This window comes from Pseudomonas sp. 43(2021) (assembly GCF_017490805.1).
Lineage (GTDB): Bacteria > Pseudomonadota > Gammaproteobacteria > Pseudomonadales > Pseudomonadaceae > Aquipseudomonas.
The window spans coordinates 222,936-235,901 of record NZ_JAFGYJ010000002.1; the positions used below are offsets into that span (position 1 = coordinate 222,936).

Sequence of the window (12,966 nt, forward strand, 5' to 3'; positions counted from 1 at the left end):
TACTTTTAGAAAATTCGTGCGGGCTGTTTGCAGCCTGCTAACTGTAGCGTGGCACCGCTTCGGTGCCAGCGGCGACGGGCCTTATAAACCCTTCGCCGTTTTGACAAAGAGGCTGCGCGCGTGAGCGGGCAGCCTCTTTGGGGCGACAGACGGGGCTGTCTTACTGCTTGGCAGCAGCGACCTGAGCGGCAACTTCTTCAGCGAAGTTGTCGACTGGCTTCTCGATGCCTTCGCCGACCTTGAAGTAGGTGAAGGAAACGATTTCAGCGCCGGCTTTCTTGGCCAGCTCGCCAACCTTGACTTCCGGGTTCATGACGAAGGCTTGCTCGACCAGCGAGGCTTCGGCCAGGAACTTCGAGATACGACCTTTGATCATGTTCTCGACGATGTTTTCCGGCTTGCCGGCGATCTTGTCAGCGTTCAGCTGCAGGAAGACGCCCTTCTCGCGCTCGATCGCTTCGGCCGAAACTTCCGACGGCAGCAGGAACTCAGGGTTCGAAGCTGCAACGTGCATGGCGATGTTCTTGGCCAGATCGACGTCGCCGCCTTTCAGGACAACGGCAGCGCCGATCTTGTTGCCGTGCAGGTAGGCACCGACAACGTCACCTTCAACGCGCACCAGGCGACGGATGTTGACGTTCTCGCCGCACTTGGCAACCAGGGCTTCACGAGCAGCTTCACGCGAGGCGATCAGCGGAGCGGCATCGGTCAGCTTCTGGGCGAAGGCTTCTTCGATGCTGTCGGCAACGAAGTTCTTGAAGTCGTCTTGCAGGGCCAGGAAGTCGGTCTGCGAGTTCACTTCCAGCAGGACGGCGGATTTACCGTCGGTCTTGACGGCGATAGCGCCTTCAGCAGCGACGTTGCCAGCCTTTTTGGCGGCCTTGATGGCGCCCGAGGCACGCATGTCGTCAATGGCTTTTTCGATGTCGCCGCCGGCCTTTTCCAGGGCCTTCTTGCAATCCATCATGCCTTCGCCGGTACGCTCGCGCAGTTCTTTTACCAGCGCTGCAGTAATTGCTGCCATTTCAAAATCCTCTTGGAAAGTTTTTCAACCATTCCACCCGTTCGTCACGGGCGTTCAATTCTGCAAATCCGCTGTGTTTGTCTCAGCGAGCCCATGATGCGGGGCCGATGCTGACAGCAGGATTTCAAGGTGGCAAAAAGGGGGCAGAGCCCCCTTTTTGCGTGCCAAGTCGACGCTAGCGTCTAATTACTCGGCAGCAGGTGCAGCCGCTTCTTCAGCGTAAACTTCGGTGCCGCCGGCAACGTTGTTGCGGCCGCGGATGACAGCGTCAGCCATCGAAGTCATGTACAGCTCGATAGCGCGGATGGCGTCATCGTTACCTGGGATGATGTAGTCAACACCTTCCGGGCTGCTGTTGGTATCGACAACGCCGATAACCGGGATGCCCAGCTTGTTGGCTTCGGTGATCGCGATGCGCTCGTGATCAACGTCGATCACGAACAGAGCGTCTGGCAGACCGCCCATGTCCTTGATACCGCCCAGGCTGCGATCCAGTTTTTCCAGATCGCGGGAGCGCATCAGGGCTTCTTTCTTGGTCAGCTTGGCGAAAGTGCCGTCTTCGGCCTGGGTTTCCAGGTCGCGCAGACGCTTGATCGAAGCGCGGATGGTCTTGTAGTTGGTCAGCATGCCGCCCAACCAACGGTGGTCAACGTACGGCGAACCGCAACGAGCAGCTTGCTCGGCGACGATCTTGCCGGCGGAACGCTTGGTGCCGACGAACAGGATCTTGTTCTTGCCCTGGGCCAGGCGCTCTACGAACGACAGAGCGTCGTTGAACATCGGCAGGGTTTTTTCCAGGTTGACGATGTGGATCTTGTTACGCGCGCCGAAAATGTACTTGCCCATTTTCGGGTTCCAGTAACGGGTCTGGTGGCCGAAGTGCACACCGGCCTTCAGCATATCGCGCATGTTGACTTGGGACATGATAGTTCCTTGATAAGTCGGGTTGGGCCTCCACGTATCCCAATGACCAACCCGCGAATTCTGCAACTCGGGGCACCCAGGTCATCGTGTCGACACGTGTGTGGGTTAAGTGCTGACGGGGTCGTCCCCGAAAGCGGCGCATTTTATACCACAGACCGCGGCCGAACGGAACCCGGATACTGTTGCGTCCGTCAGCGGCTTTTGCAGCACCCCGCCAAACAGGCCAGAATGCTCCCTATGGATGACAGCTTCCTCAAGGGTAACGCGATTCCTGTGGGAGCTGGTTTGCCGGCGATGGGCTGCGCAGCAGCCCCAATTCTCTACCTGGATCCCGACCGATCGGTGCCCTGCTCTGCTAGAATCCGGCCTTTCCCGTTTGTTCGCGCCGTTCACGGCGCCGTAGAGAGCCTGTAATGACCGTCACCATCAAGACCGCAGAAGACATCGAGAAGATGCGCATCGCTGGCCGCCTGGCCGCCGAAGTGCTGGAAATGATCGAAGAACACGTCAAGCCCGGTGTCACCACCGAAGAGCTGGACCGCCTGTGCCACGACTACATCGTCAATGTCCAGCAGGCCATCCCGGCACCGCTCAACTACAAGGGCTACCCGAAGTCGATCTGCACCTCGATCAACCATGTGGTCTGCCACGGCATCCCCAACGACAAGCCACTCAAGGACGGTGACACGCTGAACATCGACGTCACCGTGATCAAGGACGGCTACCACGGCGACACCAGCCGCATGTTCCACGTCGGCACCGTGCCGGTATGGGCCGAGCGCCTGTCCAAGGTCACCCAGGAATGCATGTACAAGGCCATCGAACTGGTCAAGCCGGGCTGCCGCCTGGGCGACATCGGCGAAGTGATCCAGAAGCACGCTGAGAAGAACGGCTTCTCGGTGGTGCGCGAGTTCTGCGGCCACGGCATCGGCAAGGTATTCCACGAAGAGCCGCAGATCCTGCACTACGGCCGCGCCGGCACCGGCATGGAGCTCAAGGAAGGCATGACCTTCACCATCGAGCCAATGATCAACCAGGGCAAGGCCGACACCAAGGTGCTGGGCGACGGCTGGACCGCCATCACCAAGGACCGCAAGCTCTCGGCCCAGTGGGAACACACCCTGGTGGTGACCGCGACAGGTTATGAGATCTTCACCCTGCGCAAGGACGACACCATCCCGCGCACCTCGGCCTGAGCGCACTCCCACAGGCCAACCCACGACAGGAACGTGACGCGATGCCCCAGGTGGACCCCGAGCTGTTCGACCGCGGCCAGTTCCAGGCGGAACTGGCCCTCAAGGCGAGCCCCATCGCCGCCTTCAAGAAAGCCATCCGCCAGGCCGGCGAGGTGCTCGACAAACGTTTCCGTAGTGGCAGCGAAATCCGCCCGCTGATCGAGGCCCGCGCCTGGCTCGTCGACAATATCCTGCAACAGGCCTGGAACCAGTTCGACTGGGGCGACCACAGCGGCATCGCCCTGGTCGCGGTGGGTGGCTACGGGCGTGGTGAACTGCACCCGCATTCGGACATCGACCTGCTGATTTTGCTGGGCGCTGCCGAGCATGAGCAGTACCGCGACGCCATCGAGCGGTTTCTCACCCTGCTGTGGGACATCGGCCTGGAAGTGGGCCAGAGCGTGCGCACCGTCGACGAGTGCGCCGAACAGGCCCGCGCTGACCTGACGGTCATCACCAACCTGATGGAAAGCCGCACCATTGCCGGCCCCGAGACCCTGCGCCAGCACATGCTGGAGGTGACCAGCACTGCGCAGATGTGGCCGAGCAAGGACTTCTTCCTGGCCAAGCGAGCCGAACTCAAGGCCCGCCACCACAAGTACAACGACACCGAGTACAACCTCGAACCCAATGTGAAAGGTTCGCCCGGTGGCCTGCGCGACATCCAGACAGTGCTGTGGGTAGCCCGCCGCCAGTACGGCACCCTCAACCTGCATGCGCTGGCCGGCGAAGGTTTCCTGCTGGAAAGCGAGAACGAGCTGCTGGCCTCGTCCCAGGACTTCCTGTGGAAGGTGCGCTACGCCTTGCACATGCTTGCAGGGCGCGCCGAGGACCGTCTGCTGTTCGACCACCAGCGCAGCATCGCCGCACTGCTGGGCTACAGCGACGACAACCCCAAGCGGGCGATCGAGCAGTTCATGCAGCAGTACTACCGGGTGGTGATGAGCATCAGTCAGCTGTGCGACCTGATCATCCAGCACTTCGAGGAGGTCATCCTCGCCGATGACGACAGCGGCACCACCCAGCCGCTGAATGCGCGCTTCCGCCTGCATGACGGCTATATAGAAGCGACCAGGCCGAACGTGTTCAAGCGCACGCCGTTCGCCATGCTGGAAATCTTCGTGCTGATGGCCCAGCACCCCGAGATCAAGGGTGTACGTGCCGATACCGTGCGGCTGCTGCGCGAGCACCGCCACCTGATCGACGACACCTTCCGCACCGATATCCGCAACACCAGCCTGTTCATCGAGCTGTTCAAGTGCGAAATCGGCATCCACCGCAACCTGCGGCGGATGAACCGCTACGGCATCCTTGGCCGCTACCTGCCGGAGTTCGGCCTGATCGTCGGGCAGATGCAGCACGACCTGTTCCACATCTATACGGTCGATGCACACACCCTCAACCTCATCAAGCACCTGCGCAAGCTGCAATACACGCCGGTGTCCGAGAAATTCCCACTGGCCAGCAAGCTCATGGGCCGCCTGCCCAAGCCCGAGCTGATCTACCTGGCCGGCCTGTATCACGACATCGGCAAGGGCCGCCAGGGCGACCATTCCGAGCTGGGTGCGGTGGATGCGAAGAAGTTCTGCGAACGCCACCAGTTGCCCGCCTGGGACAGCCGGCTGATCGTCTGGCTGGTGCAGAACCACCTGGTGATGTCGACCACCGCCCAGCGCAAGGACCTGTCCGACCCGCAGGTGATCAACGACTTTGCCCTGCACGTGGGTGACGAGACGCGCCTGGACTACCTGTACGTGCTGACCGTGGCCGATATCAACGCCACCAACCCCAGCCTGTGGAACTCGTGGCGGGCCAGCCTGCTGCGCCAGCTGTACACCGAGACCAAGCGCGCCCTGCGCCGTGGCCTGGAAAACCCGCTGGACCGCGAAGAACAGATTCGCCAGACCCAATCGGCAGCGCTGGACATCCTGGTGCGCGAAGGCACCGACCCGGACGACGTCGAGCAGCTGTGGTCACAGCTGGGCGATGACTACTTCCTCAAGCACACCGCTGCCGACGTGGCCTGGCACAGTGACGCGATACTCCAGCAGCCGGCCGATGGCGGGCCGCTGGTGCTGATCAAGGAAACCACTCAGCGCGAGTTCGAGGGCGGCACGCAGATCTTCATCTACGCCCCCGACCAGCACGACTTCTTCGCCGTGACGGTGGCGGCCATGTCGCAGCTGAACCTGAACATTCATGACGCGCGGATCATCACCTCGAGCAGCCAGTTCACCCTCGACACCTACATCGTGCTGGACAACGACGGCGGCTCGATCGGCGACAACCCGCAGCGGGTCAAGCAGATTCGCGACGGCCTGACCGAAGCGCTGCGCAACCCCGAGGACTACCCGACCATCATCCAGCGTCGGGTGCCGCGCCAGCTCAAGCACTTCGACTTCCCGCCGCAGGTGACCATCCTCAACGATGCCCAGCGACCGGTGACCATCCTCGAAATCACCGCACCCGACCGCCCAGGCCTGCTGGCCCGGCTGGGGCGGATCTTCCTGGAGTTCGACCTGTCGCTGCAGAACGCCAAGATCGCCACCCTCGGCGAGCGGGTGGAAGACGTGTTCTTCATCACCGATGCCGACAACCAGCCGCTGTCCGACCCACAGCTGTGCAGCCGCCTGCAGGAGGCCATCGTCCAGCAGCTGCAGGCCGGCCAGGCCAGCGATGCCAGCCCTACCCGCGTGACCTTTTAACGACTAGACGATTGACGAGACCTTGCGCCGATGAACCATGCCTTGACCCAGCTTCAGCCCTATCCGTTCGAGAAGCTTCGCGCCCTGCTGGGCAGCGTGAAGCCTGCGGCGGACAAACGCGCCATCGCCCTGTCGATCGGTGAGCCGAAGCACGAATCGCCGGCGTTCGTCGCCCAGGCCATGGCCGACAACCTCGACAAGCTGGCGGTGTACCCAAGCACCATCGGCCTGCCGGCCCTGCGCCAAGCCATTGGCCAGTGGTGCGAGCGGCGCTTTGGCGTACCGGCCGGCTGGCTGGACGCCGACCGCCACATCCTGCCGGTCAACGGCACCCGTGAAGCGCTGTTCGCCTTCACCCAGGCCGTGGTCAACCGCGCCGATGACGGCCTGGTGGTCAGCCCCAATCCGTTCTACCAGATCTACGAAGGCGCAGCCCTGCTGGCCGGTGCCACCCCGCACTACCTGCCGTGCCTGGAAAGCAACGGTTTCAACCCCGACTTCGACGCCGTGCCGGCTGAAGTGTGGAAGCGCTGCCAGATCCTGTTCCTGTGCTCGCCGGGCAACCCCACCGGCGCACTGGTGCCGATGGCCACCCTGAAGAAGCTGATCGCCCTGGCCGACGAGCACGACTTCGTGATTGCCGCCGACGAGTGCTACAGCGAGCTGTACTTCGACGAGGACGCCCCGCCACCGGGCCTGCTGACGGCCTGTGCGGAACTGGGCCGCAGCGACTTCAAGCGCTGCGTGGTTTTCCACAGCCTGTCCAAGCGCTCCAACCTGCCGGGCCTGCGCTCGGGCTTCGTCGCCGGTGATGCCGAGATCATCAAGCCGTTCCTGCTGTACCGTACCTACCACGGCTGCGCCATGCCGGTACAAACCCAGCTGGCCAGCATCGCCGCCTGGCAGGACGAGGCGCATGTACGCGAGAACCGCGACCAGTACCGCGCCAAGTACGATGCCGTGCTGGATATCCTGCAGCCGGTGCTGGACGTGCAGCGTCCGGATGGCAGCTTCTACCTGTGGGCCAAGGTACCCGGCGGCGATGCCGAGTTCACCCGCGACCTGTTCGAGGCCCAGCATGTGACGGTGGTGCCGGGGTCGTACCTGTCGCGTGAAGTGGATGGCGTGAACCCGGGCGCCGGCCGCGTGCGCATGGCGCTGGTTGCACCGTTGGCCGAGTGCATCGAGGCGGCGGAGCGGATTCGCGCATTCCTGCAGAACCGCTGATTCGACAGGGGCCGTACAATTCTTGAGTGTTGTGCAGTGCCAGTGGGAGCGGGTTTACCCGCTCCCACAGGGCCGCGAAGCGGCCCCCTGCGGTCTACCTGACCGACCCTAGGTTTGCCTCACTCATATCCAGCTCCCCCAGCACCTGCCGCACCACTTCATCCCCCACCAGATGCTTGCGGTGCAGCTCATACAGCTCCAGCCGCTGAGCCCGTAGCGCACGCAGGCGCAAACGCCGCTCCAGCAAATCCATCTGTTCAGCCAGGGCCTTGGCCTCGGCGCTGTCGTTGTAGCTGTCCAGCTCATCCCGGTACTCAGCCATCAAGCGCGCCTTCAACTCGGTTGCCAAGGTCGCCTGCGCGGCATCCTGTGGCGCATTGCTGTCGATCACTTCCTCTGCCTCCAGCGCATGGATCGCCGCCTCGGCCGTGCGCCGCCAGGCCTCCTGCACTTCCTGGTGCAAACGCTCGTCCGGGCTCTTGGTCACCCCGCGCAGCAGCAGCGGCAGCGCGATACAGGCACTGATCAACGACAGCAGGATCACCCCGGCCGCAATGAAGATCAGCAGGTCACGCTCCGGGAAGGCCTTGCCTGCTCCCATCAGCAACGGGATCGACATCACGCCGGCCAGGGTGACCGCACCACGCACACCGCCCAGGGTCAGCAACCAGCAGGAACGCGCCGTGGGCATCAGCACCAGCGCCGGCTTGCCGCGCCAGCGGCGTACCACACCGATCGAGCGCCAGATGCTCTGCACCCAGATGAACCGCAGCAAGATCAGCGCCACAAAGATCGCCACCACGTCCAGGCAGCGCCAGGCCAGGGTCGGCCAGACGGTGGGTTCATGGCTGACCACGGCCTTGATGATGTCCGGCAGTTGCAGGCCCAGCAGCAGGAAGATCAGACCGTTGAAAGCGAACTCCAGCAGCGACCACACGCTGCGGTTGAGCAGGCGCGTACTGGTCTGCCGTGGCAGCAGGTCGAGCCAGCTCTGCATCATGCCGGCCGCCACCGCCGAAAGAATGCCCGACACACCCAGGCGCTCGGCCAGTACGTAGGCAGCGAACGGCAGCAGTAACATGAACACCACGTGGGTGGCCGGGTCGTCCCAGCCGCGGGCGATCATCCACGCGCGCAAGCGGCCGATCAACCAGCTCAGGGCCACGCCCACGGCCAGGCCGCCCAGGGCGACCAGAACGAAGCTGAAGCTGGCGTCGGTCAGCGAGAATACCCCGGTGATCGCCGCTGCCAGGGCGAACTTGAAGGTCACCAGGCCCGAGGCATCGTTCATCAGGGCCTCGCCCTGGAGCATGTGCATCAGCGGGGTGGGCAGGCGGTCCTGGGTAATGGCCGAAACCGCCACGGCGTCGGTCGGCGACAACACGGCAGCCAGGGCGAAGGCCACCGGCAGCGGGATGCTCGGCAGCAGCCAGTGAATGAAGTAACCGGCACCGACCACGGTAAACAGCACCAGGCCTACGGCCAGCGCCACCACCGGCCCGCGAATGCGCCACAACTCGCGCTTGGGAATGCGCCAGCCATCGGCGAACAGCAACGGCGGCAGGAACAGGAACAGGAACAACTCGGGGTCCAGGGCCACATGCAGGCCCAGTGTCGGCCATGCCAGCAAGGCGCCGGCGGCGATCTGCACCAGCGGCAAGGGCAGCGGAATCATGCGGCCGACCAGCTTCGACACGCTGACCAGTGTCAGCAGGATGAGGACGGTGTAGGCGGACTGCATCCGGGAAAGCTTCCTTTGTGAACCAGAAACGACAACAAGGCGAAACATCGCCATTGAAACAATATGTTAGCGGCGATGGGCGATTCGGGGCCGCTGCACGATAGTCGCAGGTGGCGGATGAATATGTAACATGATGATACCCAGCACGTGACTGACGTTGGCGAGCATCTTGCGCTAGTCAGGCTTGAACTGCTGGGATCCCGTCGTATAATCAACCTTAACGAATAACGTTAAGCATTCAGCCTCATGATTCGAAGCTTTAGCTGTGCCGACACGGAAGCACTTTTTACTCATGGAAAGACACGGCGTTGGTCAGATATCAAGTCAGTTGCGGAACGCAAACTGGCCATGCTCGATGCCGCAACAGAGCTGCGAGACCTTCGGTCGCCACCTGGCAACCGTCTCGAGGCATTGAGCGGCAACCGAGCAGGCCAGCACAGTATCCGTGTCAATGACCAATGGCGCCTGTGCTTTATCTGGACCGACAACGGGCCGATTAACGTTGAAATTGTCGATTACCACTGAGGTGCATCATGCTCAAGAACGGTATGCGTCCGATTCATCCCGGAGAAGTCCTGCGTGAGGACTTCCAGAAAGAGATGGGTTTCAGCGCCGCGGCACTGGCCCGGGCGCTAGGGGTTGCCACACCAACCGTCAACAACATCCTGCGTGAACGGGGCGGTGTTTCCGCCGACATGGCGCTGCGCCTGTCCATCTGCCTGGACACCACCCCCGAGTTCTGGCTCAACCTGCAGACCGCCTTCGATCTGCGCACCGCTGAACAGCAACACGGTGACAAGATCATCGGTTCGGTACAGCGCCTGGTCGCTTGAGACATACCTTGATCAGTAAACATGGGCACCACGGGCGTGGCGCCGCGAGGATCGTTCCCGCATAATCCCGCGACTGAAATCGGAAAACGGAGAGGTTGGGGCCGCCTGTGATCCCCAATGCACACAATGACCTACACGCTCTACGGCATCAAAGCCTGTGACACCATGAAGAAGGCACGTACCTGGCTCGAAGACCAGGCCATTGCCTACGAATTCCACGACTACAAGACCCAAGGCATCGACCGTGACAGCCTGAACCGCTGGTGCGACGAACACGGCTGGGAAGTCATCCTCAACCGTGCCGGCACCACCTTCCGCAAGCTGGACGACGCCAGCAAGGCCGACCTCGACCAGGCCAAGGCCGTCGAGCTGATGCTGGCCCAGCCGTCGATGATCAAGCGCCCGGTGCTCGACCTTGGCGCGCGTACCCTGGTCGGCTTCAAGCCTGACCTGTACGCCGCTGCCCTGGCCTGAGCCCCTACCCTATTTCGCACGAGGTAATCACATGTCCAATACCCTGTTCAGCCTGGCCTTCGGTGTCGGCTCCCAGAACCGCCAGGGCGCCTGGCTGGAAGTGTTCTACGCACAACCGCTGCTCAACCCGAGCGCCGAACTGGTCGCCGCGGTAGCCCCTGTTCTCGGTTACCAAGGTGGCAACCAGGCCATCGCCTTCAGCAACGCCCAGGCCGCGCAACTGGCCGAAGCCGTGAAGGGTGTGGATGCCGCCCAGGCCGCCCTGCTGACCCGCCTGGCTGAAAGCCACAAGCCGCTGGTCGCCACCCTGCTGGCCGAAGACGCCGCGCTGACCTCGACCCCAGAGGCCTACCTCAAGCTGCACCTGCTGTCGCACCGCCTGGTCAAGCCGCACGGCCTGAGCCTGGCCGGCATCTTCCCGCTGCTGCCGAACGTGGCCTGGACCAACCAGGGCGCGGTCGACCTGGCCGAACTGGCCGAACTGCAACTGGAAGCGCGTCTGAAGGGCGAGCTGCTGGAAGTGTTCTCGGTGGACAAGTTCCCGAAAATGACCGACTACGTGGTCCCGGCCGGCGTGCGTATCGCCGACACCGCCCGTGTGCGCCTGGGCGCCTACATCGGCGAAGGCACCACCATCATGCACGAAGGCTTCGTCAACTTTAACGCTGGCACCGAAGGCCCGGGCATGATCGAAGGCCGCGTTTCCGCTGGCGTGTTCGTCGGCAAGGGCTCGGACCTGGGCGGCGGCTGCTCGACCATGGGCACCCTGTCCGGCGGCGGCAACATCGTCATCAAGGTTGGCGAAGGCTGCCTGATCGGCGCCAACGCCGGTATCGGCATTCCGCTGGGTGACCGCAACACCGTCGAAGCCGGCCTGTACATCACCGCCGGTACCAAGGTGAACCTGCTGGACGAGAACAACCAGCTGGTCAAAGTGGTCAAGGCCCGTGACCTGGCCGGCCAGACCGACCTGCTGTTCCGCCGCAACTCGCTGAACGGCGCGGTGGAGTGCAAGACCCACAAGTCGGCCATCGAGCTGAACGAGGCGCTGCACGCGCACAACTGAGAATCCTTCAGCCCCTGTAAGCGCGAGCTTGCTCGCCAACAGCGGATTCTCAGCGTTTGAAATGTTAAGATCGGGTCTGGCACCACGCCAGACCCGATTTTCATTCCAGGCCCCGTGACCATGTTCCAGCCCTCCCCCTGGCGTGCCGATTTTCCCGCCATCGCCGCCCTGCAACGGCAACACCAGACCTACCTGGACAGCGCCGCCACCACCCAGAAGCCGCAAGCCCTGCTCGATGCCCTGAGCCATTACTATGGCCATGGCGCAGCCAACGTGCACCGAGCCCAGCACTTGCCCGGCGCACTGGCAACCCAGGCCTTCGAAACCAGCCGCGACAAGGTTGCCGCCTGGCTGAATGCGGCAGACTCGCGGCAGATCATCTTCACCCACGGCGCCACTTCGGCGCTGAACCTGCTGGCCTATGGCCTGGAACACCGCTTCGAGGCCGGTGACGAAATTGCCGTCAGTGCCCTGGAACACCATGCCAACCTGCTGCCCTGGCAACAGCTGGCGCGCCGGCGCAACCTGCGCCTGGTGGTGCTGCCGCTGGATGCCCATGGCCGCATCGACCTGGACCAGGCGCTGCAACTGATCGGCCCACGCACCCGGGTGCTGGCGGTGAGCCAGCTGTCCAACGTGCTGGGCACCTGGCAGCCGCTGCCGGCGCTGCTGGCCCATGCCCGCGCCCAAGGCGCGCTGAGCGTGGTCGACGGTGCCCAGGGCGTGGTGCACGGCCGCCACGATGTGCAGCAGCTTGGCTGCGACTTCTATGTGTTCTCCAGCCACAAGCTGTACGGCCCGGAAGGCGTTGGCGTGCTGTACGGCCGCAGCCAGGCACTGGAACTGCTGCAGCACTGGCAGTTCGGCGGCGAGATGGTGCAACTGGCCGAGTACCACAGCGCCAGCTTCCGCCCGGCGCCGCTGGGGTTCGAAGCAGGCACGCCGCCGATCGCCGGGGTGATCGGCCTGGGGGCAACCCTGGACTACCTGGCCAGCCTCGATGCTCAGGCGCTCGAAACCCATGAAGCCAGCCTGCACCAGCACCTGCTGCGTGGCCTGACAGACCGCGATGGTGTACGCATCCTCGGCACGCCACAGGCGGCCCTTGCCAGTTTCGTCATCGAAGGCGTGCACAACGCCGACATCGCCCACCTGCTGACCGAGCAAGGCATTGCCGTGCGTGCCGGGCACCACTGTGCCATGCCGCTGCTGAAGGGCCTGGGCCTGGAGGGCGCGATCCGCGTGTCCTTGGGGCTGTATAACGACAGCGATGACTTGCAGCGTTTCTTCGAGGCACTGGACCAGGGCCTGGAGCTGTTGCGATGATCCTGCCGGATCAGGCGCGCCAGGCGCTGGAAGCTTTCGAGCAGGGCAAGGGCTGGGAACAGCGTGCGCGGCTGCTGATGCAGTGGGGCGACCGGCTGGAACCGCTGGCTGACACTGAAAAGACCGATGCCAACCGGGTGCATGGCTGCGAAAGCCTGGTATGGCTGGTGGCCGAGCAGGTTGAAGGGGTATGGCGCTTCAAGGCCAGTAGCGATGCGCGCTTGTTGCGCGGGCTGTTGGCGTTGTTGCTGGTGCGGGTGCAAGGGTTGGCCAATGAGGAACTGGCCGGGCTCGATCTGCGGGAGTGGTTCACTCAGCTGGGGCTGGAGCGCCAACTGTCGCCTTCGCGCAGCAATGGGCTGCATGCGGTGTTGCAGCGGATGGCGGAGCTGGCGTCTCCCCGCTAAATCG

General features: G+C 63.3%; 12 protein-coding genes. 9 read left to right on the forward strand and 3 right to left on the reverse strand.

The window, feature by feature from the left end; translation table 11 throughout:
• Positions 1–160 precede the first annotated feature (160 nt).
• The gene (gene tsf / locus J5M71_RS02620; RefSeq protein ID WP_207829456.1) at positions 161–1,024 is read right to left on the reverse strand and encodes a translation elongation factor Ts; all 864 of its coding nucleotides are present in this window, start codon (positions 1,022–1,024) and stop codon (positions 161–163) included.
• Between the two features lie 186 nt (positions 1,025–1,210).
• Entirely contained in the window at positions 1,211–1,948 is a 738-nt protein-coding gene (gene rpsB, locus J5M71_RS02625; protein ID WP_003252287.1) for a 30S ribosomal protein S2, read from the reverse strand.
• Positions 1,949–2,361: 413 nt separating this feature from the next.
• On the opposite strand from rpsB, the gene map reads away from it, so the two are divergent.
• The 3 genes from map to dapC are packed head-to-tail and all read left to right on the forward strand — an operon-like array spanning position 2,362 to position 7,115.
• Positions 2,362–3,144, forward strand: coding sequence for a type I methionyl aminopeptidase (gene map / locus J5M71_RS02630; protein ID WP_004375406.1), 783 nt, complete (start codon positions 2,362–2,364; stop codon positions 3,142–3,144).
• Between the two features lie 41 nt (positions 3,145–3,185).
• Positions 3,186–5,888: a [protein-PII] uridylyltransferase gene (locus J5M71_RS02635; RefSeq protein WP_207829457.1), complete on the forward strand. Its 2,703-nt coding sequence runs from the start codon at positions 3,186–3,188 to the stop codon at positions 5,886–5,888.
• A gap of 30 nt (positions 5,889–5,918) precedes the next feature.
• Positions 5,919–7,115: a succinyldiaminopimelate transaminase gene (dapC, locus tag J5M71_RS02640; RefSeq protein ID WP_207829461.1), complete on the forward strand. Its 1,197-nt coding sequence runs from the start codon at positions 5,919–5,921 to the stop codon at positions 7,113–7,115.
• Positions 7,116–7,209: 94 nt separating this feature from the next.
• Here dapC and J5M71_RS02645 read toward each other — a convergent pair whose 3' ends face one another.
• Positions 7,210–8,856, reverse strand: a complete 1,647-nt coding sequence (locus J5M71_RS02645) for a Na+/H+ antiporter (RefSeq protein WP_207829462.1) — start codon at positions 8,854–8,856, stop codon at positions 7,210–7,212.
• Between the two features lie 246 nt (positions 8,857–9,102).
• Here J5M71_RS02645 and J5M71_RS02650 point away from each other — a divergent pair, with 246 nt between their 5' ends.
• From J5M71_RS02650 to J5M71_RS02675, 6 genes are all read left to right on the forward strand, one after another.
• Positions 9,103–9,381, forward strand: a complete 279-nt coding sequence (locus tag J5M71_RS02650) for a type II toxin-antitoxin system RelE/ParE family toxin (RefSeq protein ID WP_082810539.1) — start codon at positions 9,103–9,105, stop codon at positions 9,379–9,381.
• An 8-nt stretch (positions 9,382–9,389) separates the two neighbouring features.
• Positions 9,390–9,689 (forward strand): type II toxin-antitoxin system antitoxin GraA, encoded by a 300-nt coding sequence (gene graA, locus J5M71_RS02655; RefSeq protein ID WP_207829464.1) that lies wholly within the window; start codon positions 9,390–9,392, stop codon positions 9,687–9,689.
• 126 nt (positions 9,690–9,815) lie between these two features.
• Complete coding sequence (locus J5M71_RS02660; RefSeq protein WP_075043977.1) at positions 9,816–10,163, forward strand: ArsC family reductase; 348 nt, start codon at positions 9,816–9,818, stop codon at positions 10,161–10,163.
• A 31-nt stretch (positions 10,164–10,194) separates the two neighbouring features.
• Positions 10,195–11,229, forward strand: coding sequence for a 2,3,4,5-tetrahydropyridine-2,6-dicarboxylate N-succinyltransferase (dapD, locus tag J5M71_RS02665; RefSeq protein ID WP_063911503.1), 1,035 nt, complete (start codon positions 10,195–10,197; stop codon positions 11,227–11,229).
• Positions 11,230–11,349: 120 nt separating this feature from the next.
• Entirely contained in the window at positions 11,350–12,555 is a 1,206-nt protein-coding gene (locus tag J5M71_RS02670) for a cysteine desulfurase (protein WP_207829465.1), read from the forward strand.
• Entirely contained in the window at positions 12,552–12,962 is a 411-nt protein-coding gene (locus J5M71_RS02675; RefSeq protein ID WP_207829468.1) for a SufE family protein, read from the forward strand. Before J5M71_RS02670 ends, J5M71_RS02675 begins: the two co-directional genes overlap by 4 nt.
• The last annotated feature ends 4 nt before the right edge of the window (positions 12,963–12,966 follow it).

What these genes read in the sequence shown, in the direction of transcription:
- J5M71_RS02670 (WP_207829465.1), top strand. Translation starts at nt 11,350, where the DNA reads ATGTTCCAGCCCTCCCCCTGGCGTGCCGATTTTCCCGCCATCGCCGCC.
- dapC (WP_207829461.1), top strand. Translation starts at nt 5,919, where the DNA reads ATGAACCATGCCTTGACCCAGCTTCAGCCCTATCCGTTCGAGAAGCTT.
- graA (WP_207829464.1), top strand. Translation starts at nt 9,390, where the DNA reads ATGCTCAAGAACGGTATGCGTCCGATTCATCCCGGAGAAGTCCTGCGT.
- rpsB (WP_003252287.1), bottom strand. Translation starts at nt 1,948, where the DNA reads ATGTCCCAAGTCAACATGCGCGATATGCTGAAGGCCGGTGTGCACTTC.
- J5M71_RS02645 (WP_207829462.1), bottom strand. Translation starts at nt 8,856, where the DNA reads ATGCAGTCCGCCTACACCGTCCTCATCCTGCTGACACTGGTCAGCGTG.
- J5M71_RS02660 (WP_075043977.1), top strand. Translation starts at nt 9,816, where the DNA reads ATGACCTACACGCTCTACGGCATCAAAGCCTGTGACACCATGAAGAAG.
- J5M71_RS02675 (WP_207829468.1), top strand. Translation starts at nt 12,552, where the DNA reads ATGATCCTGCCGGATCAGGCGCGCCAGGCGCTGGAAGCTTTCGAGCAG.
- J5M71_RS02650 (WP_082810539.1), top strand. Translation starts at nt 9,103, where the DNA reads ATGATTCGAAGCTTTAGCTGTGCCGACACGGAAGCACTTTTTACTCAT.
- map (WP_004375406.1), top strand. Translation starts at nt 2,362, where the DNA reads ATGACCGTCACCATCAAGACCGCAGAAGACATCGAGAAGATGCGCATC.
- tsf (WP_207829456.1), bottom strand. Translation starts at nt 1,024, where the DNA reads ATGGCAGCAATTACTGCAGCGCTGGTAAAAGAACTGCGCGAGCGTACC.
- dapD (WP_063911503.1), top strand. Translation starts at nt 10,195, where the DNA reads ATGTCCAATACCCTGTTCAGCCTGGCCTTCGGTGTCGGCTCCCAGAAC.
- J5M71_RS02635 (WP_207829457.1), top strand. Translation starts at nt 3,186, where the DNA reads ATGCCCCAGGTGGACCCCGAGCTGTTCGACCGCGGCCAGTTCCAGGCG.